The organism is Nostoc sp. (assembly GCF_036917655.1).
In the GTDB taxonomy this organism is placed as follows: Bacteria; Cyanobacteriota; Cyanobacteriia; order Cyanobacteriales; family Nostocaceae; genus Nostoc.
This window is the reverse complement of sequence record NZ_JBALCY010000029.1, coordinates 1-21,733: the sequence shown is the minus strand read 5'-3', so window position 1 is coordinate 21,733 and position 21,733 is coordinate 1. Positions and strand designations below refer to the sequence as shown.

The following is a 21,733-nucleotide window of genomic DNA, read 5'->3' as shown; positions in this document are numbered from 1 at the left end:
CATTTGCTGACGCAAACGCTCCCCTCCCCGCAAGCGGGGAGGGGTTGGGGGTGGGGTGTTAGGGACTTTTGCAAGAGGTCTAATGTTAGGGGCGCTATGTGGGTCAAATTAGATAAAATAGAGGTTCAATGAAAATTCTTTTTCTAGACCAAAGCGGTAAACCAGGTGGTGCCGAATTATGTTTAATAGATATTGCTAAACCATATGGCGATCGCGCTTTGGTAGGTTTATTTGCAGATGGGTCATTTAAATATTTACTACAGCAAAATAATATCCCGGTCGAAGTTCTCACAACTCAAGCAATCCAAGTTCGCAAAGAAAGCAGTTTGGTACAAGGATTAAAGAGTCTAGGACAACTTGCACCTTTGATTACTAAGGTAGTTAAAAAAGCGCGTGAATACGATTTAATCTATGCCAACACCCAAAAAGCATTAGTTGTCGGAGCATTAGCAAGTTTTTTCAGTCGTCGCCCTCTGGTTTATCATTTACATGATATTCTTTCCAAAGAACATTTTAGTCAAACTAATCTTTGCATTGCTGTTAACTTAGCTAATCGTTTTGCATCATTAGTAATTGCTAATTCCCAAGCTAGTAAAACAGCTTTTGTGCAAGCTGGAGGACGCCCAAGCATTATTGAAGTTGTCTATAACGGCTTTGATCCAAAAACTTATCAAACTGATGAGTCTGACATTAATAAATTACAGCATCATTTAGGATTAGAGAGAAAATTTGTCATCGGACACTTTAGCCGTCTTGCACCTTGGAAAGGACAGCATATTTTAATTGATGCCCTTGCTAAATGTCCGCAAGAAGTGACAGCAATTTTAGTGGGTGATGCACTGTTTGGCGAACAAGATTACGTCCAAAAGTTACACCAACAAGTTGCCCAACTGGGATTAAAAAACCGCGTTAAATTTTTAGGATTTCGTTCTGATATTCCCCAATTAATGGCAGCTTGTGACTTGGTGGCACATACCTCTACTTCCCCAGAACCCTTTGGTAGAGTGATTGTAGAGGCAATGCTATCTGGAAAACCTGTAGTTGCAGCAAAAGCTGGGGGTGTAATGGAATTAGTAGAACACGGACTTAATGGTTTTCTGGTGACACCAGGAGAACCCCAGGAACTTGCACAAGTAATTATCACCTGTCTTCAGGAGACGGAAATAACTGCAACTATAGCCAATAATGCCAGGACTAGCGCTAGTAGGCGTTTTGATGTAGCAATTATTAATCAGCAAATTGCCCAACTGCTATCCCATATCATGTCCGCTTGATTGCTTATTAAACCTGAAGAACCCCACCCCTTAATCCCCTCCCCGCAAGCGAGGAGGGGAGACAAAGCAGCAGACTTAAGTCTGGGGTTTATGGGTGCGATTACAAACCAACTAATTCACGAGATTCTAAATCAGAGAGTTGTTGAGCGATCGCTAATCTTGCTTCCAACTTAGCTACACTAAACTGGTTACGCAGATATTCCAAATGAGCGCTCGCATTTGCTTTATCGAGAGTTAATCGAATTTGGGTGTCTATTGACTTTTGATATTCCTGATTCACAAGCAGCACCTCAAAACGACGAGCCTTGCGTTGAGCATCATTTTTCAAATCCATCTCAAAGGCGGCGACGCGATCGGCATTGCCTTCAAATCGGTTAACTTGGTGCTGCACTGCCATCAACTGAGAGTCTATTTCATTAGCGCGTTGGGCAGCTTGTGCGATCGCAGCTGGATAATGACTCAGTTGCATCATTTAATAATTTTCCTCTAAGGTAAAGAATGTAGTGTTTAAGTATAAGACTAACCCTGGAATCCATTTCCCAAAAGGCTGTCACAGAGCAGTTTTACACTTAACTAAGCTGGGTGGACTCTATATATCTATTATAGTAAAAATGTACTAAATTAGGTGAAAAAAAGCGATATCTGAGGTGCGGGGATCGCGATCGTTATTCACCACTCTTTTACACTAACTTTAGTGTATTCCACCGAAAATGAAGTTCAAATAAACTCTTAACAAATTCCAATTAGAACCTCATATTTACATATACTTTGTATTAGACAACTTTTTGAATTTTTAAAATTAGCTTTGAACAACGCCATTAATTTTGCTGGGATTAAGTCTGCCCATATACCCATGATTCCGTTAGCCGTCATATCATGTCCGCATAATCAGTTACGATTCCCACAGTCATTGCACCCCTTAATCCCCTCCCCGCAAGCTCTTAGGGGAGACAAAGCATAGCTTTGGCTCTTTGGGGTTCTTCGGGTTTAATAAGCAATCAAGCGGACATGATATCAGACTGAAGTCTGCGGCTACACGAAGTTAGCCTGCATAAGCAGGCTAATTATTCTCTGCTAAACTCTACACTCTAGCTCAAGCTACTTCCCGCAGTTGTGGTTGTGAGGGCACACTCACCTCTGGAAATGAAAGCGAGAGTTGTTCGGCTTGAGGTACTGCCGCTTGCTGCAAAACTTGAACTTCGATATTCACGCTCACCAAATAACTGCCTGTATCAGCACCAACTGCTTCAGCAATTAGTTTAGCAATGTCTGGGCGTTTGGCAGTCAGTGGGTCACGTAAAATACACCGATCCCATTCATGCTTGGCAGTCGGATTGAGGTTGAGAATGTAATGCTTCATCATCGAACTAACCCTTGAATCCATCTTCCAGAAGGTTTTCACAAAACCGTTATGCATTTGGCTAGGCTTTGTGGACGCTATCTATATTATAGTATATTTGTACTAAAGTGGAGAATATCTGAGAAAGTAGGGAAGATAGACTGTTCGTAGGGGCGCACAGGTGTGCATGAGTGATATTCCCCTGCTATACCTCATTTAGAGGGTGTGTTTTAATCCAGACGCGAATAATCAAAGTGCAATGCCTACGGCGGGCAAAGCCAACGCCAAATTTATATAGGACTTACGCACAAGAGATCCCCCAACCCCTTTTTTAAAGGGGCTTTCAGGGTTCGCCCCTTTTTAAGGGGGGTTAGGGGGGATCTAGGTTTCAGGTTTTCAGTGCGTAAGTCCTGTTATCTATTCCCTTCTTCTCCAATTTAGTGGCGCGTCTGAATCCCTAATCTTTAATTCAAAAAAATCTGCCCATAGGTTATTTATAATAAAAAGCTATTGCAACTAAGCTTACAAAGCAACGCCTAATTTTTATATAAATAGCTATATGGTAGATGTCTATATTATTGACCTATTTGTGATTGGTTTACTTTTGCTGATGGTAACGTTGGGGTCAGGTTGGATTGCTCGTTTACCTCTTTCTTTTGCCATTATTTACCTACTAGTTGGTATTTTTCTAGGCCCTTACGGCTTAGGGCTGATTCAATTACGTCGAGATGAAGTTTTCAACGCCGATCTGCTGGAGAAAATAACAGAACTTGTAGTAATTATTTCTGTATTTAGCTGCGGCTTAAGAATTGTTCGGCCTCTAAGGTTGGGGGTTTGGGATATTACGGTGCGATTGATTGTATTTCTGATGCCAATTTCAATTTTTGCTCTGGCTGCTGTGGGTAAATTGTTTTTAGGGATGAATTGGGGAGAAGCAATTTTATTAGGAGCAATTCTCGCACCTACCGATCCAGTATTAGCATCAGAAGTACAACTGACCGATACAAACGACCAAGATGAGTTGCGATTTGGTTTAACTTCTGAAGGTGGGTTAAATGATGCTTTAGCTTTTCCCTTCGTTTATTTTGGCATTCATGCATTAGAAGATGACAACTGGGGCAACTGGTTTAAACAGTGGATTGCAGTTGATTTAATTTGGGCGATCGCAGTTGGCATTGTTATGGGAATTGTTGTTGCCAAATCTATAGTTTGGATTGAACAAAAAATTCAAAAACGCCGTCCTGCTGATAAGTTAATGGAAGATTTTATTGCTATCAGCACAATTCTACTAACTTATTCCTTAACAGAAATGGTGAATGGCTATGGATTTCTGGCAGTATTTGTTGCTGGGTTAGTTGTCCAACGCAGTTACAGAAATCCTGAAAAATCGCTAGCACAATTGGAATTTGTTGAGCAAATTGAAAAGCTGCTGGAAGTTGGGACAATTTTACTATTAGGTTCAATCTTGTTATTAAAGCCAATGCTCAATTATGCTGGGCAATCTTTGATAGTGATAATTTTGTTATTCTTAATAATCAGACCTGTAGGAGTTTGGATTAGCACAATAGGTAAACGTCCTCTAGAATCATACCGCCGAACCTTGCACCCAGGAACTCGGTTGTTATTTGGATGGTTTGGTATTCGCGGTGTTGGTTCTTTATATTATCTTGCCTATGCATTTGGTCATGGCTTAAAAGGTGAAATAGCCGAACAAATTGCTTGGATAACTTACACTACTATTGTGGCTTCTGTGATTATACATGGCATTAGTTCAACTCCATTAATGAAGTGGTATGAACACAATCTTGCTAATCAAAGAAAGACTACCCCTCGCGCCACAATAGATGAATTTGAGTAAAAGCAATTTTTCTAGGGTGTGTTATCGCTTTAGCCTAATGCACCATCAACAATTTAGGATGCGTTAGGCTTTGGCATAACACACCCTACAATTTAGTTTTCTGAACCTCACTCCAAACCGTAGAGAGGCTTCGACTCTTATTCCCCTTTCTTTTTAGGAAAGGGGTTGGGGGTTAGGTCTATATTCCCTATTTACCTGTCACCTTTTCAATAACTTCTTTCGCTTTTTCACCAAAACTTTCTGGGGGATTTTGTTCTCTCTCAGCTTTCAAATTCCTTTCGTAAGTCTTCTCTATAGTATTAAGGTTTTTTGAATCTTTTACTGCTTGCTCATAAGCTTCTTCTCGGTTTTCTTCTTGAACGCCAACACCTGGGTCATATTCGTTAGCACGATTAATTTTTTCTTCAGAGTTTGGTTTAGACTCTGGAGGTATTAGCTTTAATTCTTCAAGAGTAGTTGCATAACTAGCTGGCTGAACGAAAATAAATGAACCTGACAAGCTGATGAAAATTATTAAGCCAACAATCAAAAAGCTTGAACGTAACGCTTGCTTTAAAGTTAATAGAATTTTTTGCATGGAAAAAATCTCCTAGTTTTTTGGTATGAGCCTTGGTCATGTATAAATACATTCAATATTCAAGGCTCACAGGCATCCTAAGTGTTTAGGTACAGTTCTTCCTTCTACCGCAGGGTATATTAATTTTTACCTATAGTTCAGTTAATGCTATCTGAACATTTTAAGCCTTAGCACTACCTAGATTTTTGTAATAGTCAGATTGTCGTGCTTACACATAGACAAAGGCACTCATGTTGCCCACCCCACAAGATTGGATAATTTATTTGTTGGAAATCCTCTTATAACCAACTGTGATTAATTTGAATTCCTCGGCTTTGCATTACCTCTTCAAATAAATTTGTTGGTAATGCTTCTTCCACAGCAAAAACACCTGGTTTCTTGAGTTTACCTTCTAGCAATAATTGGGCAATACTACCTGTGCCGCAACCAGAAGCCACGGCTGTATTTTCATGTACTACAGTTGAACAATAAACGGCTGTTTCACCATTTTTTTGCCCTGTAACTTCTGAACGAACTGCTACCCCAATTCCACTAAAATTATTAGTGACATCTGTCATCGAATGGCTGACATGAGACAGAAATTCAATCATGTAACGACGCTGCATTAACCATTTGGGAAAAACGTGTGCCGCAATCCAAGTTAGGTGATTGTAAAAATCTGGAACAGAGCCAAACTTAGTAATTACAGTTTTTACTGATGGGAAAGCTTTGGGCAGTGTAAAGGTTTCTGGCATATCAAACCAGTAAACTCCGCTGCGTCCATAGGGAGGTGGAAACTCAACTACTTCTCTTTCACTATAAGGCTTGACTACTTCCCACTTTCCATCTATCCAAGTCTCAAAAGGATACTGCAACCCCAGAAAAGTTGTCCGCATCACTGTAATGCCAGCACCACCAGAACCCGAAACCAAATAACTTAAATGGATCTTTTCTGGTTTATCAAATTGTTCAACACCTTGACGTACCATGCTGTTAGAAATACCAGGAAAAATGCCAGTATTAATAATTGCCGTCACACCAGCAGCAGCAGCTTGTTCATGATAATTGAGAGCTTTGCTGGTATAAGAACGATGGTCGCTGACATCTACATAATTAACGCCTTGAGCAATACAGGTTTCAAGAACATTAGTATCTCGATAGTGAAATGGGCCAGCACAGTGGATGACTAAGTTAGAGTTTGCGATCGCATCTCGCAATTTGTCAACTTCTGCCAAGTCCAATACCAAAAACTGCACTTGTCCTCCCGAAGACAAGCTAACAGCCCTCCCAAACTCCGCAGAACGTCCAGTAATCGTAATCTGTGCCTGGGTATGGGTAGCTAGATCCTGAGCAACAGTGCTACCAATCCGCCCCCGTCCACCAATAATTAAAACGCTGTCTGTCATTACTCCAGATTAGCAATACTAACCTTATTTCATCAGTTTTGCGCTCTATTTGCCATCGGTTACAAGTATGACTTGCCTGCCAAGGAAGGAGGACTTTTCAATTATTGGTAGTTGATATAGCGGTTCTCGGTTGACTGAAGTACAAGAACCCCACCCCCCTCTTCGCTTGCGGGGAGGGGGCTATGATATTAGGAAACGCTATAAGTTTTGCGCGTCAATTTGCCTGACTACCGTTAGCGCCGAATAACTCACCCCAGCAGTACCTTCGCCGGGATGTGTGGAGTCACCAACTAACCACAGATGCTTGATTGGTGTACGATTGGCGAACCCAAAGGGGCCAAAAGTGGGGATTCTTTGACCAATACCGCCAACTATACCGCGATCGCGGGCTGTGAAATGAGCAAAAGTCCGGGGTGTTGCGGCTTCTTGATGAATAATCGTTTCTGGTTTGAGATAGAAATATTGGGCAAGACGAGCGATCGCTTCTTGGGTAAACTTATCTTTTAGTCCTTCATAATCATCAGTCTGCCACCACTGTGCAGGATCGACAAATGAAGAAGCAATAATTGTCGCTTTCCCATCTGGGGCGCGACCGTCTCCAGGATGACTGACGGAAACAAATAGGGAATTATTCTCGCCAATGGGGCCATCAGCATCATACAAAAATTGTAAATGGGGAGGACACCCAGCCGGAATCGCGCTGGCATCTACACCCAAATACACCACAAACGCACCCGATGCTTGGGGCAGTTTTTCCACCCGATTTTGATAACCAGATGGCGCTTGTTCTCCCAACAACTGCACCAAGTTTTGCACGGTGACATTGCTAACTATGTGGTCGGCTGCTTCTGTCCAGACTTCGCCAGTTTTCTGATTTCTAATGACTACAGCAGTAGCTTTACCATTCTCTACTTTGATTTGTTCTACAGTGTGGCGCATCAACAATTTGCCGCCATCTCTTTCTAAAGATTGTACCAGGCGATCGCTTAATACTTGCATACTTCCCTGGAGGTGAAACAATCCTTGGGGTAGTTGGGATACACTCAACGCTGTGGCGGCGTAAAGTAATGCTGTCTTCTCTGCATCCACCTGGGAATATAGCTTTAATTGCAAATCTAAAAAAGTCCTCAATCGCTGGTCATTTCCCAGTCCACATAACCGTAAAGCGTCTCCTACCGTAAACAACGTGAAGGGTACGGTTATTAATGTACTGGGACGCACCGCTTGCGTTAGCTGCCACAAATCCCATAAATTACGTGGTGGTAGCACCGGATCGCGTCCTTGAAATTCCCAACTGGCATTAAATAAAGTTGCCATCAATTGCCAGAATGGTTCGCTACCGGGAAACTGTTTTTGTCGTTCCTCTTGCCATTTCTCTTGGTCGCGCCAGACATTAATCGGTGTGCTTTCCCCAGGTAAATACACCGCACAAGCAGGATCACAAGGCGTTGCTGGCGGTAAATCTATTGACAATTCTGAGAAAATGCGGTGGTGAATTCCCCCTGGTTCCAACCCCGCCACCTGAGTTGCTCCCACATCAAAGGTAAATCCCTGGCGTTTAAACGTCGAAGCACAGCCGCCTGGTACGAGGGCTTGATCTAAAATTAAGACGCTGTAACCTCTATGAGCTAATAATGCTCCGGCAGTCAGTCCACCTATGCCGGCACCAATAACGACGACATGAGAGTTACTTTTGTCAAGAGGTATGCTGGACATTGATTAGTTTGTTTAAGATTCTTAATATTTTTATTTATAATTTTACCTTCTTTGAAAGTTAAATAGTGACCTAACCCCCAACCCCTTCCCTACAAGGGAAGGGGAGTATGATTCAAAGCCTCTCTCCTTTTAGGAGAGAGGAATGGAAGTGAGGTCAGCCTAAACCCAAAAAAGTTGAAATTAACGGCAATAGATTGCTGCACTGTTCAACCAACTTTGTAGCACTGGGTAAACTAGAAATTGTCCCTTTTAAAATCTTTATCGCCGTTTTCGCAGCCTTTTGCATCGCCCCCTCTTGAGGACTTTTCCCCGCTTCTGCTAAAGCTTTCACCTGTTCTAATGCCTCAGCTTTATCTTCTTGCAGTAAGTTTGTATCAGCTTCAATGGCTGCTTGCAATTGCGTCAACAATTCCTTAATTCCCGGCTTATCAGGTTCGGGAGACGCTGGTAACTGGTTGATTGTGTTTGTCACCGTACCACTGATTTCACCTAAATTAATCGTGCCGCTATTATTTAAAGTTCCGCTATTTTCAAATTTACGGCTGGCATCATTGCTGTTAGTCATATTTTTATTCTCAACTTTATTGTCAACTTGAACATTAATTGGTTTATTTGCTAATAATTTTACAATCTCTGTCATTTCTCCACTTTGTTGGCGATAGATAACTATTTGCTCATCTTTAGCCTGTAATTGTACTTTATATTTTTCTTCTACAGCTTGCAATGCCAGTTGATAATTTTGTGTAAAATCACTATGAATCTTTTCTTTGTCAGCACCATCAGGTACACCAACTTTGACGACAACAACACCATCACCTTTATTTTCAATACTCTGTAGGGCTAATTCTGTGTCTTCATTTTGGTCTTGCACTGTTTGAAAGGCATTAACAAAAGCCTTCCAATCAATGCCATTACGGAAAATTAAATCAACAGTATTTAAAACCTCTTCAAACAGCTTAGTAAATTCTCCTGGTTGAAAGTCGCCACTATTGGGGCGGCGTTCGCGATCGTCTGTTTCCGGCTTTGGGTTTTCGAGAAGATAGATAAAGCGACAATCTACATTATCTAATTTGGTTGTACTTTCAATATTCCATGCTTCCACAACTGCACCTGTCATTTGAGCGCTGGTGAAGTTAGTACCTACAGCTTGAGCTAGAGTTAGGTTTGCCCCCTCTAAACAAGCGCCTTGAAAGGTTGCTTCAGTAATATTAGCATCTCTGAGATTTGCCTCTTTTAAATCTGCATCTATGAGGTTAGCACCTTTCAGGTTTACACCAGCATAAGATTTTCCTCGACCATTACCAGTGACGAGTAATTTTATAACAGCTAATTTAGTTAATATGGTGTCGTCAACTCTGGCAAAGTCAAGTTTTTTTGCTTCATAAAAACGGGTGCGTGTTAGGTTTGCTTTTCTAAAATCTGTGTTTTTCAGGGTTGCACCAGTAAAATCAGCATCGGTTAAATCGGCATTGCGGAAGCTAGTTCCACCTGTCGCAGCAAAGGCAATGGCAAACGAGCGAACCCAAGCATATTGTTCATTTCCAGCTAGACTACGCCAACCAATGTAGGCACTAACTATTATTAAAGGGAAGGGGATTAATAAGGCGAGGGATAAGATGCCGGAAAAGCTATTAATAGAGTCTAAAGGAATGGAAATACCTTTGAAACTTAAGAAGGTAACAACCACGACGATAGCGATGGCTATGACTAAGGCGAAAGCTCCAGCAATAGTAAAAGCAAAGGCGAAGGCTCCGATTAAGACGACGGCGATAGTAATAGGAACAGAGATTAAGAGGGAGACAACATTTCCTAAACCTGTTAGGAAACCCTTTTGGATGCTAACAATAAAAAAGACTACTAACAAAATTAAGAATAATGCATTACTGATCAAGTCTTGAAGATTAGTAGTGTAAAGAGCCAATGTTACTAATGCACAAATAAAGAAAAAGAAAAACCCTGAGATTGCCGACAGCAACCACGAAACTATAACTAAACCAATTACCCAACGCTTCTGTAATCCAGCTTTAGCACCTGTGAAGTCAGCATGTTTTAGAATAGCGTTGGTAAAGTTTGCTCCTCTAATATCCTGACCGCTAAAGTTGGCTCCAGTCAGGTTTTGACCTTTAAAAGAGCGACCTCGGAGATTTTGACCGGAGTAGTCTGGCGGCATAATTACTAATTCGTAATTCGTAATTCGTAATTCGTAGTTAAGAAAGTTAGATTAAATCTGGGTTTGGGGGTTTGAATCTGGTGACGGATTTTAGGCGTAGGTTGGGTTGAGGAAGGAAACCCAACATTATCGAGACTTTGTTGGGTTGAGCGATCGCTCAACCCAACCTACTATTCTGAAATTTTATACAACTTTACTCTGCAATATTCCGTATGTTAGCAAAATAAAAATAATACAAATATTTTGGATGCAACACGCAGTATAAAAGCATATCTGTGTGTCCTTACCTTTAAATACTTAAGTTATTATCAGTAATATTGAAGTTGATGTCACCATATTTAAGCTGTAGTTATTAATATTGCAAGTGTAGCGGTCTAATTTGTAACGGGAGTGGTTCCCGAACTTATGGGAGTGGTCTAATTTGTAACGGGAGTGGTTCCCAAATTTATGGGAGCGGTCTAACTTGTAACGGGAGTGGTTCCCGAACTTATGGGAGCGGTCTAACTTGTAACGGGAGTGGTTCCCGAACTTATGGGAGTAGTCTAACTTGTGACGGGAGCGGTCTAACTCATGACGGGAGTCGTCTACTTTGCAACATTACTCACTAATTGCGGTGTTTCAAGTTTCGCTTACTAATTATTCATTCATAATACAGGAGCGATCTAAATTTTTCTATAATTGCACTATACCTGAACAAGTTATCACTATAAGCTTGGTCAAAATTCCCTGTTACACCTTTGTTTTTTAGGATTGCTAGATGAATAATCAACTGTACGAACAAGATTTTAATCTTTGGCGACAAAGCATTATTGAGCAGATTAAAGAACATCGTTTTAATGATATAGATTGGGAGCATTTGCTTTTAGAATTAGAAGACATGGGAAAGTCAGAGAAACGGTCATTTATTAGTAATTTAACAATCTTGATTGCTCATTTACTCAAGTTAACCGTTCAATGTGATGCTCCAGAGATGATGAAAGCAAGCTGGTATAGTTCTGTCACAGAACATCGTTTCCGAGTAAACAAAGATTTAGAAGAAAATCCTTCTTTTAAGAACTGCATTACCGAAGTCCTTTTTAAAGCCTATGCCGATGCTTGTAAACTGGCAATCAAAGAAAGTAAAAAAGCTAAATTAGGAGTGAGAAAACCAACTGACGCAGAATATCCTCTCGATTGTCCTTTTTTGATAGAACAGTTATTAGATGAAGATTTTTATGGAGACACTGATTAAAAGTTATCAGTTATGTTCCATAGTTAAGTTACACAAGAGAATTATTGTAAAAACGGAAACATTGTATCCCGTAAAACATGGTGGCATGGGACACGCTGAGGGTCTTTGATAATTTCTTTGCCTCATGGGGTCTTGTTTCACCTTCTGCGTCTCATCCACTCACCCTACAGCCTCGAATCGACTTTTGGCAAATTGGCGTGAGATTCTTGTATGTTTATTACTACAATTACTATTGATGCTAGATAATGGGAAGGCTTTGACATTTTCTTGCCAATCTAGCCCAGACAAACAGAACTAACACTTATGCGAACTCACTATTGCGGCGAACTCCGAAAAGAACATATTGGAGAAACAGTTACCTTTTACGGATGGATAGACCGTCGCCGCGATCATGGTGGTGTGATATTTTTAGATTTACGCGATCGCTCTGGAATTGTCCAAATCGTCAGCGATCCGCAACGCACCCCAGATTCATACCAGCAAGCAAACGCCCTGCGAAATGAATATGTTGTCGAAATCACTGGTAGAGTAACGCAACGTCCCGAAGAATCGCTGAATACCCGCATCCCCACAGGCGAGGTAGAAATTTACGCTGATAAAATTCAACTCCTGAATGCTGTCCGCAAACAGTTACCTTTCCAAGTTTCCGTAGCTGACACTGAGACAGTGCGGGAAGACTTGCGGCTAAAATATCGTTATTTGGATTTGCGACGCGATCGCATGGCGCAAAATTTGCAACTGCGTCATCAAATTGTCAAAGCCATGCGTCGTTATCTAGAAGATTTGGAAGGTTTTATCGAAGTCGAAACGCCAATACTTACCCGTTCTACCCCAGAAGGGGCGCGGGATTATGTTCTACCCAGTCGTGTCAATCCTGGTGAGTGGTATGCTTTGCCGCAATCACCCCAGCTATTTAAACAATTGCTGATGGTATCTGGCTTGGACAGATATTATCAGATTGCCCGTTGCTTTCGTGATGAAGACTTACGCGCCGACAGACAACCGGAATTTACCCAGTTGGACATGGAAATGAGCTTCATGTCCCAAGAGGAAATTATCGAACTAAACGAGAAGTTAGTTTGCCATATCTTCAAAACAGTTAAAGGAATTGAGTTACAGCGCCCTTTTCCGCGTCTCACTTATGCTGAAGGGATGGAACGCTACGGGAGTGATAAACCAGATACCCGCTATGGTTTGGAATTAGTTGACATCTCAGATATTGTCAAAGAATCTGGTTTTAAAGTCTTTCGGGACACTGTTACCAATGGTGGTATCGTCAAAATCCTGCCCATTCCTAAGGGTAACGATGTAATTTCTAATGTCCGCATTAAACCAGGCGGCGACTTATTTAAAGAAGCTAGCGAAGCCGGTGCTAAAGGTTTAGCTTTTATCCGCGTCAGGGATGATGGCGAAATTGACACCATTGGCGCGATTAAAGACAACCTCAGCGTTGAACAAAAACAGGAAATTTTGCGCCGTACAGGTGCTAAAACTGGACATTTGCTGTTGTTTGGGGCTGGTGATGCTGCTACAGTTAATAAAACGTTAGATAGATTACGGCAAGCGATCGCTAAAGAATTTAGCTTAATCGATTCAGAAAAAATCAACTTGCTGTGGATTACAGACTTTCCGATGTTTGAGTGGAATGGTGACGAAAAGCGTCTAGAAGCACTACACCACCCGTTTACAGCACCTCATCCTGATGATTTAAGCGACTTAAAGACTGCACGCGCCCAAGCTTACGACTTGATACTCAACGGCGTGGAAGTTGGCGGCGGAAGTCTGCGGATTTATCAGCGAGAAATTCAACAACAGGTGTTTGAAGCCATCGGTTTATCTCCTGAAGAAGCACAAAGTAAATTTGGCTTTCTCTTAGAAGCATTTGAATATGGTACACCGCCGCATGGTGGCATCGCCTACGGTTTAGATCGTTTGGTAATGTTGCTAGCTGGAGAAGAATCCATTCGAGATGTCATTGCTTTTCCGAAGACACAACAAGCGCGTTGTTTGTTAACAGATGCACCTTCGAGTGTAGATGCTAAACAGTTGAAAGAATTGCACGTTGCTTCGACTTATAAACCAAAGTCTTAGTGAACTAGCGAATTGTCTAAGTAGGGTGGGCAATGCCCACCAACTACATAATATACCTGTTTGCCTACAGCTATAATTTGTTTCAAAATTTGTAGATGACAACAAACAAACTCAAAGCCTTAGAGCTTTTTGCTGGTATCGGTGGCTTTCGCCTGGGTATGGCAAATGCAAATATTCAAACAGTATGGGCGAATGATATTAACGAACTTTGCTGTAAAGTTTATGAAAGTCATTTTGGCAAAGACTCAATTACTTTAGGCGATATCAACGAAATCTCTATCTTAGACATTCCCAATCACGATATATTAACTGCTGGCTTCCCTTGCCAACCGTTTAGTCCGGCTGGTAAAAAACTTGGCGTGAGAGATATAGTTAGGGGAACACTATTTGAGCGCATTATAGAAATATTAGACCAGAAGCAACCAAAATATTTCTTTTTGGAAAATGTCAAAAGACTTTTGACAATGGAAGACGGCTATCATTTTAGATTAATTTTAAATGCACTTTCTGAATTAGATTATTTTATCGAATGGCGAATAATTAGCCCCTTGAGCTTTGGTATCCCTCAAAATAGAGATAGAATTTTTATCTTTGGCACAAAATTAAACTCAACAGATATAACACCTAATACTTTAGAAAGGCTATCAGTCTTTTTAACTAAAGAAGACAATATTTTATTACCAAATATAGAAGTTCCATTGGTAAAATATATGTTACCAATCATGACGATGAAAAAGAAAAATGATAATTGGGGAATTGCCTATAAAAACCAGATGTTGACTCAAAATATTTCGTCATTGCCTAATATTAAGCCGAGAAAGAGGCTTCAGGATATTCTTCAGGATGAGTCAATGGTGGATACTCAGTTTGATTTTACTGCCGATACGCTGGAGCGGATTAAGCAAAGTAAGCCTGTAAATCGTTATTGTAATGGAGTTGAAATTTTGTACAACCAAGATGGAGGCGCGAGACTTGGTTATACTATATTCGGAACTAATGGCATTGCATCAACATTGACTGCCTCAACATCAAGGCATTATGAACGCTACCAAGTAAGTGATAAATTTCGACGTTTAACTAATATTGAATATGCCAGACTCATGGGTTTTCCTGATGATTGGTGTCAAGTTGTCAGAATTTATGATCAATACGCATTATTTGGAAATGCTATTGTACCAGCTTGTGTAGAGTGGGTGTGCAAAAGAATCGGTCAAAAAAACTTTGAATTGAGTAAACCTGGTTGGCAACAATTAACTTTGGCTATTTAAAAAATGGAAGTGCTAACCTTATCCTCTCTCAAAACTGCTGCACGAGATTTTTGTGTTGTACTTGGCGCAACACCGATTCTTAATTTGTATGGCGTTACAGATGGCAAAGCAGTAGGAACCTATGTTGAGTTGACTTTTAATCAATTTTTGTCCACAAAGTACGAATACACCCTTGGTAGTGCTGCTTTGGGAATTGATTTTCCCGGATTAGAAGTTGATTTAAAAGTGACATCCATTCGTCAGCCCCAATCTTCTTGCCCCTTTCGGAATGCCAGTCAAAAAGTGTATGGATTGGGCTATCATCTGCTGATATTGGCTTATGAAAAGAGTGATGAGCATAGCTCTCGTACAGCTAATTTAAAATTCCAGAATATCGTCTTTGTATCAAGAGAAAGAACTGGAGATTATCAAACAACCTATGGGTTAATAGAAATCTTACGCCGTAATGGGAACAAAGAAGATGTAATAGCATTTTTAGAGGAACGCAACTTTCCTTTAGATGAAATTGGGCGTGAAATACTCGCAGAAAGAATTTTGCAGCAACCGCCAGAAATTGGCTACCTGACAATTTCTAATGCACTACAGTGGCGGTTGCAATACAGTAGGATTATCCAGGTAGCAACTACGACGACAACAGTAGGTGTAGAAAATCTACTGCTAGAGTGAAGGGAATTGATGCAGCTGCCACAATAGAATTAAGCTGTTACCCCCAGAATTCCTTATGAGTGAATCTATCACCTTGACAGACGCTGGCTTATTACCAGAAGAGTTGTTACCAGATGTTAGTCATTTGGTGACAGAGGACGATGAACCCTTGGATAATCTACCATCTGAAAAACAACAAAGATTACTGACAGAAACCCTTTACAGTTCTTGGAATGGCGCAAGTAATGCCCAAGGGTTTCTCGTGGCCGCCAATGTGGGGTTGTTTGCCAGTAACAAGCAACCACCAATTGTGCCTGATGTATTTTTGAGCCTGGATGTACAAGTAGCTGAAAACTGGTGGGAAAAAAGGCATCGCTCCTATTTCTTTTGGGAGTTTGGCAAACCGCCAGAGGTAGTAATTGAAATTGTCTCCAATCGAGAAGGCAATGAAACAGGGCGGAAAATCTTAGAGTATGCCAGGATGCGGGTAATGTACTACATTATCTTTGATCCAACCCGGCAACTTGGTAGTGAAGTTCTACAGATGTACGAGTTGCGAGGGCGGCAATACATACCCATGAGTGAGCAATGGCTGACTGAAGTTGAGCTAGGTTTATGTTTGTGGGAAGGTGCGTATGAAGGTAAGCGGGATGTTTGGCTGAGGTGGTGTGACGCCACGGGGAATATAATTCCTACTGGTGCAGAACGAGCAGAACTTGAACGTCTACGAGCCGAACAAGAGCGAGAAGCTAAAGAAGCTGCTCTGCAACGGGCTGAACGCTTGACAGCACAGTTACGAGCCTTGGGTGTTGAGCCAGAAGTGTGAGGATGGGGATGTAGTCCAATTAATTGAATAAATGCTGTTGTAAGAGCGAAATTACCAGGAAACCCCATAAAAACAAAAAAAAACCCGCCATAGCGGGTTACACAACAAACTAAGAACATTGAAAACTTGATTTAGCTGGAATACCTCATCTCAGCTTCCAGTTGATGAATCAGTTGTTCGTCGCCATTTGCTCTGGCCACTTGCAAGCGATGCTCTAGGCTTTTTTGAATATTCGCTCTGTGAGCTTCTCGTGATTTGCTTACACTTTGTAGTCTATTTTGACTCATAATGATTACCTTCTTTAATTTTTAGCTTTATGTCTTGTATTCTTAACATAGCATATATTTTGTAGCTGTTGTTACAGAAAAATAATTTTTTATATAATGATTTTACCAAAATATGTCTAAGAACCAGATAGGTCAACAACGCCTCGTGACTTTACTGAGCGATTTCGGCGATCGCGATGTTTATGTAGGGATAATGAAGGGAGTCATAATCCAAATCAACCCCAGACTGACGGTGGTAGACTTAACACACCAAATTGCGCCGCAAGACATCGCCGCAGCTAGGTTTTGCCTGATGAATGCTTATCCCTATTTCCCAATTGGGACTGTGCATGTGGCAGTAGTAGATCCCGGTGTGGGAAGCAAGCGACGAGCGATCGCAGTAGAATTTGCTCAAGGGTTTCTGGTCGGCCCAGATAATGGTATATTTAGCGGCGTACTCAGTCAAAGTCCAGCGATCGCAGCCGTCGAACTGACAAATCTTAATTATTGGCGAACTCCTCAACCAAGCAAGACTTTTCACGGTAGAGATATCTTTGCACCAGTGGGAGCTAATCTTGCTAGTGGTGTCCCCCTCAAACAGCTAGGACAAGAAATTGATCCAGCAAATTTGGTAAAACTGGATATAGGCGAGTGCAAGCAGACAACCACTGGTGTAGTGGGTTGCATTCAATATATTGACAATTTTGGCAACTTAGTGAGCAACATTCCAGCAAGTTACGTGCAAGGCAAAACTTGGTGTGTGCAAGCCGCTGGGTTGACTATACCAGGCTGTGAAACTTACAGTGATGTCAACGTGGGAGAGATAATAGCTTTAGTTGGCAGTCAGGGTTGGGTAGAAATTGCCATTAATAGCGGCAATGCTCACTCAAAGTTGCAGTTAGATTGGCAAGAACCGCTTCAAGTTGTGCTGACTTAAATCCCGCACCTCGTCAGTGCCACATCCAGAGAAACACCAAAGTTATATCCTCTCTCCACAGTTGGTAGATGTCCTGGGGGGAAGGTTTTAAAGTTTGGTTCTTTGCCAGGTTTATACTCGTATCTTTTAGTTTGCTGATTATAGTTCCACTGAATCAGCCACTCACCTGTTAACGTTTGCCATCCAACCGCGTCATACATCTTGCGATAATCGTTTTTTTGTTCCCTCAAAATCTTTTCTTGAGCGCTAAAGCCCAACTTACCATCACTGGCTGTACTCCAAAGCTTGTCAATGGTTTTCAAATCAACACACGAAAGTGCATTCATTTCATCTTTCCCAATATCACCCTCTGCTTGTGCCTTAGTGCCTGCAACATCTAGCATTTTCAGGTAAGTTTCTCGGTCAGATTGTTGCCAATCTTTGTTTTGTAAATATTTTTGCAACTGACTGGAATCGACATTGCGGGCTGTGGTAATTTCTACTTGCTTCAATGAGCCAGAATTAGTAGTTGTGTTAACTAAATCAGTGTTTCCGGGATTTTTACTCTCAGACTTAGACCGGGTTAACGAATATCCAATCCAGCCCAAAACAGCAAATATACCGATAAGACTTGCTGTGATTAGTAAAGTTAGTGTCAGAACAGTCTGATTATTCTTTGCCATTTTTGGATGCTTCTGATTACTTTGAATACCCCAGGTTGAATTTAGTCTAACCGCTACTACATGGATGTATATATTGTCATATCATCTCTCTCTTATTTCTTAACAGGTCTATTTTACAATGTCATCTTTTTGGAGAGAATAAGATATTTAGTCACTTACTTCAGACTGTCTCAGGAGAGTTGTTACGGTAATTGTTTAATGATTCTAGACGTGAGAGCCAATTGATATTCCGTGTAATCGTCGATTCAAGCGCGATTTTTCTAACATATTGGCAATCAGATGATGGACTTTCATGTACTCGCAGCCTTTGACGAGATCCAGTTGTAAAATTATATATCCCTCAGTCAGGAAAATTGTGATGTTTAGACCTTTACTACTTATACTAATTATTACAGAAATTCTAAGTAGCTTTTTGAACCTGACACCCTCTACTGCCTTTGCACAACAGACATATGAACCAACAAATGAGTCGCTCTCAAAGCATGAAGTTCCAGAGTGGTTCAAAGATGCTAAACTCGGCATTTTCATTCACTGGGGCGTGTACTCTGTACCTGGTTGGGCACCACTGACTGGTGAACAGAACAAGGTAGTTGCAGAACGCGGTTGGGAATATTGGTTCCAGCATAACCCTTATGCTGAATGGTACTACAACTCCATGAAACTTGAGGGCAGTGATACCTATAAGCATCACCGTGCAACCTACGGTGAAAATTTCACCTATGACGACTTCATCCCTACGTTCAACGCAGCCATCACACAGTGGAATCCATCTCAATGGGCAAAACTGTTTTCTAAAGTAGGTGCGCGGTACGTTGTGCTGACGACCAAGCATCATGATGGCTTTCTGTTATGGCCTAGCAAAACCACAAACCAGTCAGGACGAGTGGCGGCGCGGGATGTTGTGGGCGAACTGACACAAGCTGTTCGTAAACAAGGTATGCGTATGGGTCTGTACTACTCCGGCGGTATTGATTGGTCTAAACAAGATACAACGGTGACAGACTTTAACACGTTGGTCGCAGCCATTATCCAAGAAAAAGCTTACGCTGAATATGCTAACGCTCACTGGCACGAACTCATTGACCGCTATCAGCCGTCTATCTTATGGAATGACCTTGGCTACCCTGTTGGTCAAGCGAATGAGATTATGGCTTATTTTTACAATCACGTACCTAACGGTGTAGTTAATGACCGCTTTGATTTAAATGGGCAATTCGGTTTACACTTCGACTTCTCCACACCTGAATACAGTCAACTCAAACAAATCGAACCAAAGAAATGGGAAAGCACAAGGGGTTTAGGTTACTCGTTTGGTTACAACCAGAATGATACCGACTTGAACATGATTTCAGTAGATGAACTGGTTGACTCATTCGTTGACATTGTTAGTAAAAACGGCAACTTACTGCTCAACATTGGCCCAAATGCCGATGGTTCAATCTCCAAACTGCAAACTGAACGGTTGCTCGGCTTAGGCAAGTGGCTAGATGTAAATGGTGAAGCCATCTTTGGCTCGCGCTATTGGATACGCTCAGAAGATGTATCCACTCAAGGCATCCGAGTGCGCTACACCACAAACAAAGGTAATTTGTATGCTGTCTTGCTTGATACTCCCAAGAGTCAGACGCTGACAATCCCAGGGCTAATTCTGCCGAAAAATGCAAAGATTACAATGCTAGGGGCAAAAGGTAAACTTGAGTGGCACCAGTGCGGACAGAATTTATTTGTCACGCTACCGGATATGTCTGCGGTGAAAAAATCACCAGCCTACACGTTGAAAATCAGCCAGATACCTCTTTCCTGAAGCTCGGATAGTAACTCAACAAGATCTGCTCACGAAACATTCACCCTTGATTTTGATTTGTAACGCTAATTCAGCAGTTATAGCAGCCGCCAATACGGTTAGGACGCTGTACGAAGAACATTTTCCATAGCATTCCGAACGCAATGAAGAGTGCTGAGTTCCGAGTGCTGAGTGCTGAGTTAAAAGACCACCCACAAGGGGTGGGGTATCAACCAACTCAAGAGTTAAGAAGATTCCGTCCACAAGGGGCCTTGCTCGTACCAAGTACATAAGTGCTGAGTAGTTTTTTACTTGACTCAACTCAGCACTCAGCACTCAGCACTCAGGACTGAGTGTTGTCAAATTTAATTAGCTGTTTACGAATTCGACTTTTCAACCATGACCAGAGTGTTGGCTTGTGGTTCGGCAAGCCCTAGCATTATTTGTTCAATGCGGTCTAGTCTGCTTGGGAAGTACTCAGGCGTGTCGGTCATTTTAGGTTAAGCTTAGTCCTCTATTAAAAATTATATAAAGTTGTGACCTCTGTCCGCCCGTTATTTTAGCAACAGTTCTTGGACTGAAAAGCCTGACACGCTTTAGACTGCTAGTTTTGCATAGGAGGCGAAAAGTACAACACAGCGCGACGCGATCGCTGTTTTCTCTCTCAGCCGCCCCACCTACCCTAGCGTAAAGCCGTGACCGAGCAAGAAGGTTTCTGCTGGATCGGGGGTTGGAAGCTTATAAATATAGCCTTTTAACAGAGTAAAGTAGACAATCATTGTGATGGAAAAAAATCAGTTGAGTGGCAAGCGATGATACAAATAGACCAGGATTTACTGGCAAAAGCTTATTCTGCATTTAACGCCCGTGATATTGATACAGTTCTTGGGGTTATGGATTCTAATGTAGAGTGGGCAAACGGTATAGAAGGAGGACATATTCATGGGCATGATGCAGTGCGCGATTATTGGACTCGTCAATGGAACTTAATTAATCCTTATGTTGAACCTACAGGGTTTCAATCCGATGAGAGTGGGCGAGTAGTGGTTAATGCGTGATTTAGATGGAAACTTGATCGTGGATCAAATGGTTCAGCACGTTTATACTATCGAGAATGGCTTAATCCGACGAATGGACATTCAGGGTTTATGAATTAAGGGATTTACAAAATTTAAACGAGGTTACTGGTAGTAATTGGAGAACTTTTCACCCAAATATTCCGACTGTTATAAAAATCTCCACGTTGCTCCAAAGTAAAACCACCAAGTAACAATCCTAACCACACCTCCACCATCGACATCTTCAATCCCTGTTGCAGTTTAGTCAAAGAAATTTCATCTTTGACATTGATCAGGTAGTTAGCGTGCTTATTTTACCAGCCGTTAACCCAAAGCAATGAATTGGTTCTAAGCGACAAATAGGCTGTTGTCCCAGCCAGAGTTCTGCACCTAAAGCGTGCAATGGCTTATCCCCAGGTTCCTTATTTTCGTACCAGCAATGGTGAAAAACAAACGGGGTATTATTGTTAACTTTAATTTTGGCTGGGGACGTTCGACTTCAGCCCAAGTTGCACCATACTGTGCTTCTAAGTGGGCAATAGAAGGATTAACTAGGGCTTGCTGAAAAAGTCGTATTTAAGCCAGATCAAGAATCAGTTAACAATGCTTGTAAGTGAAAACATAATTCATTATATGAACCAATTTGA

General features: G+C 41.5%; 20 protein-coding genes and 1 pseudogene. 11 read left to right on the top strand and 10 right to left on the bottom strand.

Annotation, left to right across the window (positions count from 1 at the left end; genetic code table 11):
• The first annotated feature begins 128 nt into the window (after positions 1 to 128).
• Positions 129 to 1,274 carry a glycosyltransferase family 4 protein gene (locus V7K30_RS12330; RefSeq protein WP_334999460.1) on the top strand — a complete coding sequence of 382 codons (1,146 nt, stop codon included), beginning with the start codon at positions 129 to 131 and terminating at the stop codon, positions 1,272 to 1,274.
• A 100-nt stretch (positions 1,275 to 1,374) separates the two neighbouring features.
• Here V7K30_RS12330 and V7K30_RS12325 read toward each other — a convergent pair whose 3' ends face one another.
• Both V7K30_RS12325 and V7K30_RS12320 read right to left on the bottom strand, forming a co-directional pair.
• Positions 1,375 to 1,746: a hypothetical protein gene (locus V7K30_RS12325; protein WP_334999458.1), complete on the bottom strand. Its 372-nt coding sequence runs from the start codon at positions 1,744 to 1,746 to the stop codon at positions 1,375 to 1,377.
• A 621-nt stretch (positions 1,747 to 2,367) separates the two neighbouring features.
• A complete protein-coding gene (locus tag V7K30_RS12320) occupies positions 2,368 to 2,637 on the bottom strand; it encodes a hypothetical protein (RefSeq protein WP_292720957.1) in 270 nt (89 codons plus the stop codon).
• 535 nt (positions 2,638 to 3,172) lie between these two features.
• Here V7K30_RS12320 and V7K30_RS12315 point away from each other — a divergent pair.
• A complete protein-coding gene (locus V7K30_RS12315; RefSeq protein ID WP_334999456.1) occupies positions 3,173 to 4,471 on the top strand; it encodes a cation:proton antiporter in 1,299 nt (432 codons plus the stop codon).
• A gap of 187 nt (positions 4,472 to 4,658) precedes the next feature.
• On the opposite strand, the gene V7K30_RS12310 is transcribed toward V7K30_RS12315, so the two are convergent.
• From V7K30_RS12310 to V7K30_RS12295, 4 genes are all read right to left on the bottom strand, one after another.
• On the bottom strand, positions 4,659 to 5,048 hold the full coding sequence (locus tag V7K30_RS12310; RefSeq protein WP_334999454.1) for a hypothetical protein: 390 nt from the start codon (positions 5,046 to 5,048) through the stop codon (positions 4,659 to 4,661).
• Positions 5,049 to 5,326: 278 nt separating this feature from the next.
• The gene (locus V7K30_RS12305; protein ID WP_334999452.1) at positions 5,327 to 6,433 is read right to left on the bottom strand and encodes a saccharopine dehydrogenase family protein; all 1,107 of its coding nucleotides are present in this window, start codon (positions 6,431 to 6,433) and stop codon (positions 5,327 to 5,329) included.
• Positions 6,434 to 6,631: 198 nt separating this feature from the next.
• Positions 6,632 to 8,149 carry a C-3',4' desaturase CrtD gene (crtD, locus tag V7K30_RS12300; protein WP_334999450.1) on the bottom strand — a complete coding sequence of 506 codons (1,518 nt, stop codon included), beginning with the start codon at positions 8,147 to 8,149 and terminating at the stop codon, positions 6,632 to 6,634.
• 154 nt (positions 8,150 to 8,303) lie between these two features.
• Positions 8,304 to 10,319: a pentapeptide repeat-containing protein gene (locus V7K30_RS12295; RefSeq protein ID WP_334999448.1), complete on the bottom strand. Its 2,016-nt coding sequence runs from the start codon at positions 10,317 to 10,319 to the stop codon at positions 8,304 to 8,306.
• Between the two features lie 757 nt (positions 10,320 to 11,076).
• On the opposite strand from V7K30_RS12295, the gene V7K30_RS12290 reads away from it, so the two are divergent.
• The 5 genes from V7K30_RS12290 (at position 11,077) to V7K30_RS12270 (ending at position 16,380) form a co-directional block, all read left to right on the top strand.
• Positions 11,077 to 11,550, top strand: coding sequence for a DUF29 domain-containing protein (locus V7K30_RS12290; protein ID WP_334999446.1), 474 nt, complete (start codon positions 11,077 to 11,079; stop codon positions 11,548 to 11,550).
• Between the two features lie 303 nt (positions 11,551 to 11,853).
• Positions 11,854 to 13,641, top strand: coding sequence for an aspartate--tRNA ligase (aspS, locus tag V7K30_RS12285; protein ID WP_334999445.1), 1,788 nt, complete (start codon positions 11,854 to 11,856; stop codon positions 13,639 to 13,641).
• 95 nt (positions 13,642 to 13,736) lie between these two features.
• Positions 13,737 to 14,909 (top strand): DNA cytosine methyltransferase, encoded by a 1,173-nt coding sequence (locus V7K30_RS12280; protein ID WP_334999443.1) that lies wholly within the window; start codon positions 13,737 to 13,739, stop codon positions 14,907 to 14,909.
• 3 nt (positions 14,910 to 14,912) lie between these two features.
• Positions 14,913 to 15,575, top strand: coding sequence for a restriction endonuclease (locus tag V7K30_RS12275; protein ID WP_334999441.1), 663 nt, complete (start codon positions 14,913 to 14,915; stop codon positions 15,573 to 15,575).
• A gap of 55 nt (positions 15,576 to 15,630) precedes the next feature.
• Positions 15,631 to 16,380 carry a Uma2 family endonuclease gene (locus V7K30_RS12270; RefSeq protein WP_334999439.1) on the top strand — a complete coding sequence of 250 codons (750 nt, stop codon included), beginning with the start codon at positions 15,631 to 15,633 and terminating at the stop codon, positions 16,378 to 16,380.
• Between the two features lie 131 nt (positions 16,381 to 16,511).
• Here the strand turns inward: V7K30_RS12270 and pirA are convergent, their stop codons facing one another.
• A complete protein-coding gene (gene pirA, locus V7K30_RS12265; protein WP_334999437.1) occupies positions 16,512 to 16,667 on the bottom strand; it encodes an arginine synthesis PII-interacting regulator PirA in 156 nt (51 codons plus the stop codon).
• Between the two features lie 112 nt (positions 16,668 to 16,779).
• Here pirA and V7K30_RS12260 point away from each other — a divergent pair, with 112 nt between their 5' ends.
• Positions 16,780 to 17,583: an SAM hydrolase/SAM-dependent halogenase family protein gene (locus tag V7K30_RS12260; RefSeq protein ID WP_334999435.1), complete on the top strand. Its 804-nt coding sequence runs from the start codon at positions 16,780 to 16,782 to the stop codon at positions 17,581 to 17,583.
• On the opposite strand, the gene V7K30_RS12255 is transcribed toward V7K30_RS12260, so the two are convergent.
• Both V7K30_RS12255 and V7K30_RS34230 read right to left on the bottom strand, forming a co-directional pair.
• Entirely contained in the window at positions 17,580 to 18,245 is a 666-nt protein-coding gene (locus V7K30_RS12255; protein ID WP_334999433.1) for a GUN4 domain-containing protein, read from the bottom strand. The two genes, V7K30_RS12260 and V7K30_RS12255, sit on opposite strands and share 4 nt — an antisense overlap.
• A 219-nt stretch (positions 18,246 to 18,464) precedes the next feature.
• Positions 18,465 to 18,554, bottom strand: a pseudogene (locus V7K30_RS34230) (IS982 family transposase); the annotation flags it as partial.
• A 49-nt stretch (positions 18,555 to 18,603) separates the two neighbouring features.
• Here V7K30_RS34230 and V7K30_RS12250 point away from each other — a divergent pair.
• Positions 18,604 to 20,049 carry an alpha-L-fucosidase gene (locus V7K30_RS12250; RefSeq protein WP_334999431.1) on the top strand — a complete coding sequence of 482 codons (1,446 nt, stop codon included), beginning with the start codon at positions 18,604 to 18,606 and terminating at the stop codon, positions 20,047 to 20,049.
• A 791-nt stretch (positions 20,050 to 20,840) separates the two neighbouring features.
• The gene (locus V7K30_RS12245; protein ID WP_334999429.1) at positions 20,841 to 21,086 is read left to right on the top strand and encodes a nuclear transport factor 2 family protein; all 246 of its coding nucleotides are present in this window, start codon (positions 20,841 to 20,843) and stop codon (positions 21,084 to 21,086) included.
• A 113-nt stretch (positions 21,087 to 21,199) separates the two neighbouring features.
• On the opposite strand, the gene V7K30_RS12240 is transcribed toward V7K30_RS12245, so the two are convergent.
• Positions 21,200 to 21,355 carry a hypothetical protein gene (locus tag V7K30_RS12240; protein WP_334999427.1) on the bottom strand — a complete coding sequence of 52 codons (156 nt, stop codon included), beginning with the start codon at positions 21,353 to 21,355 and terminating at the stop codon, positions 21,200 to 21,202.
• Between the two features lie 170 nt (positions 21,356 to 21,525).
• Between V7K30_RS12240 and V7K30_RS12235 the strand changes: the two genes are divergently transcribed.
• Entirely contained in the window at positions 21,526 to 21,651 is a 126-nt protein-coding gene (locus tag V7K30_RS12235) for an SDR family NAD(P)-dependent oxidoreductase (protein WP_334999425.1), read from the top strand.
• Positions 21,652 to 21,733: the final 82 nt, after the last annotated feature.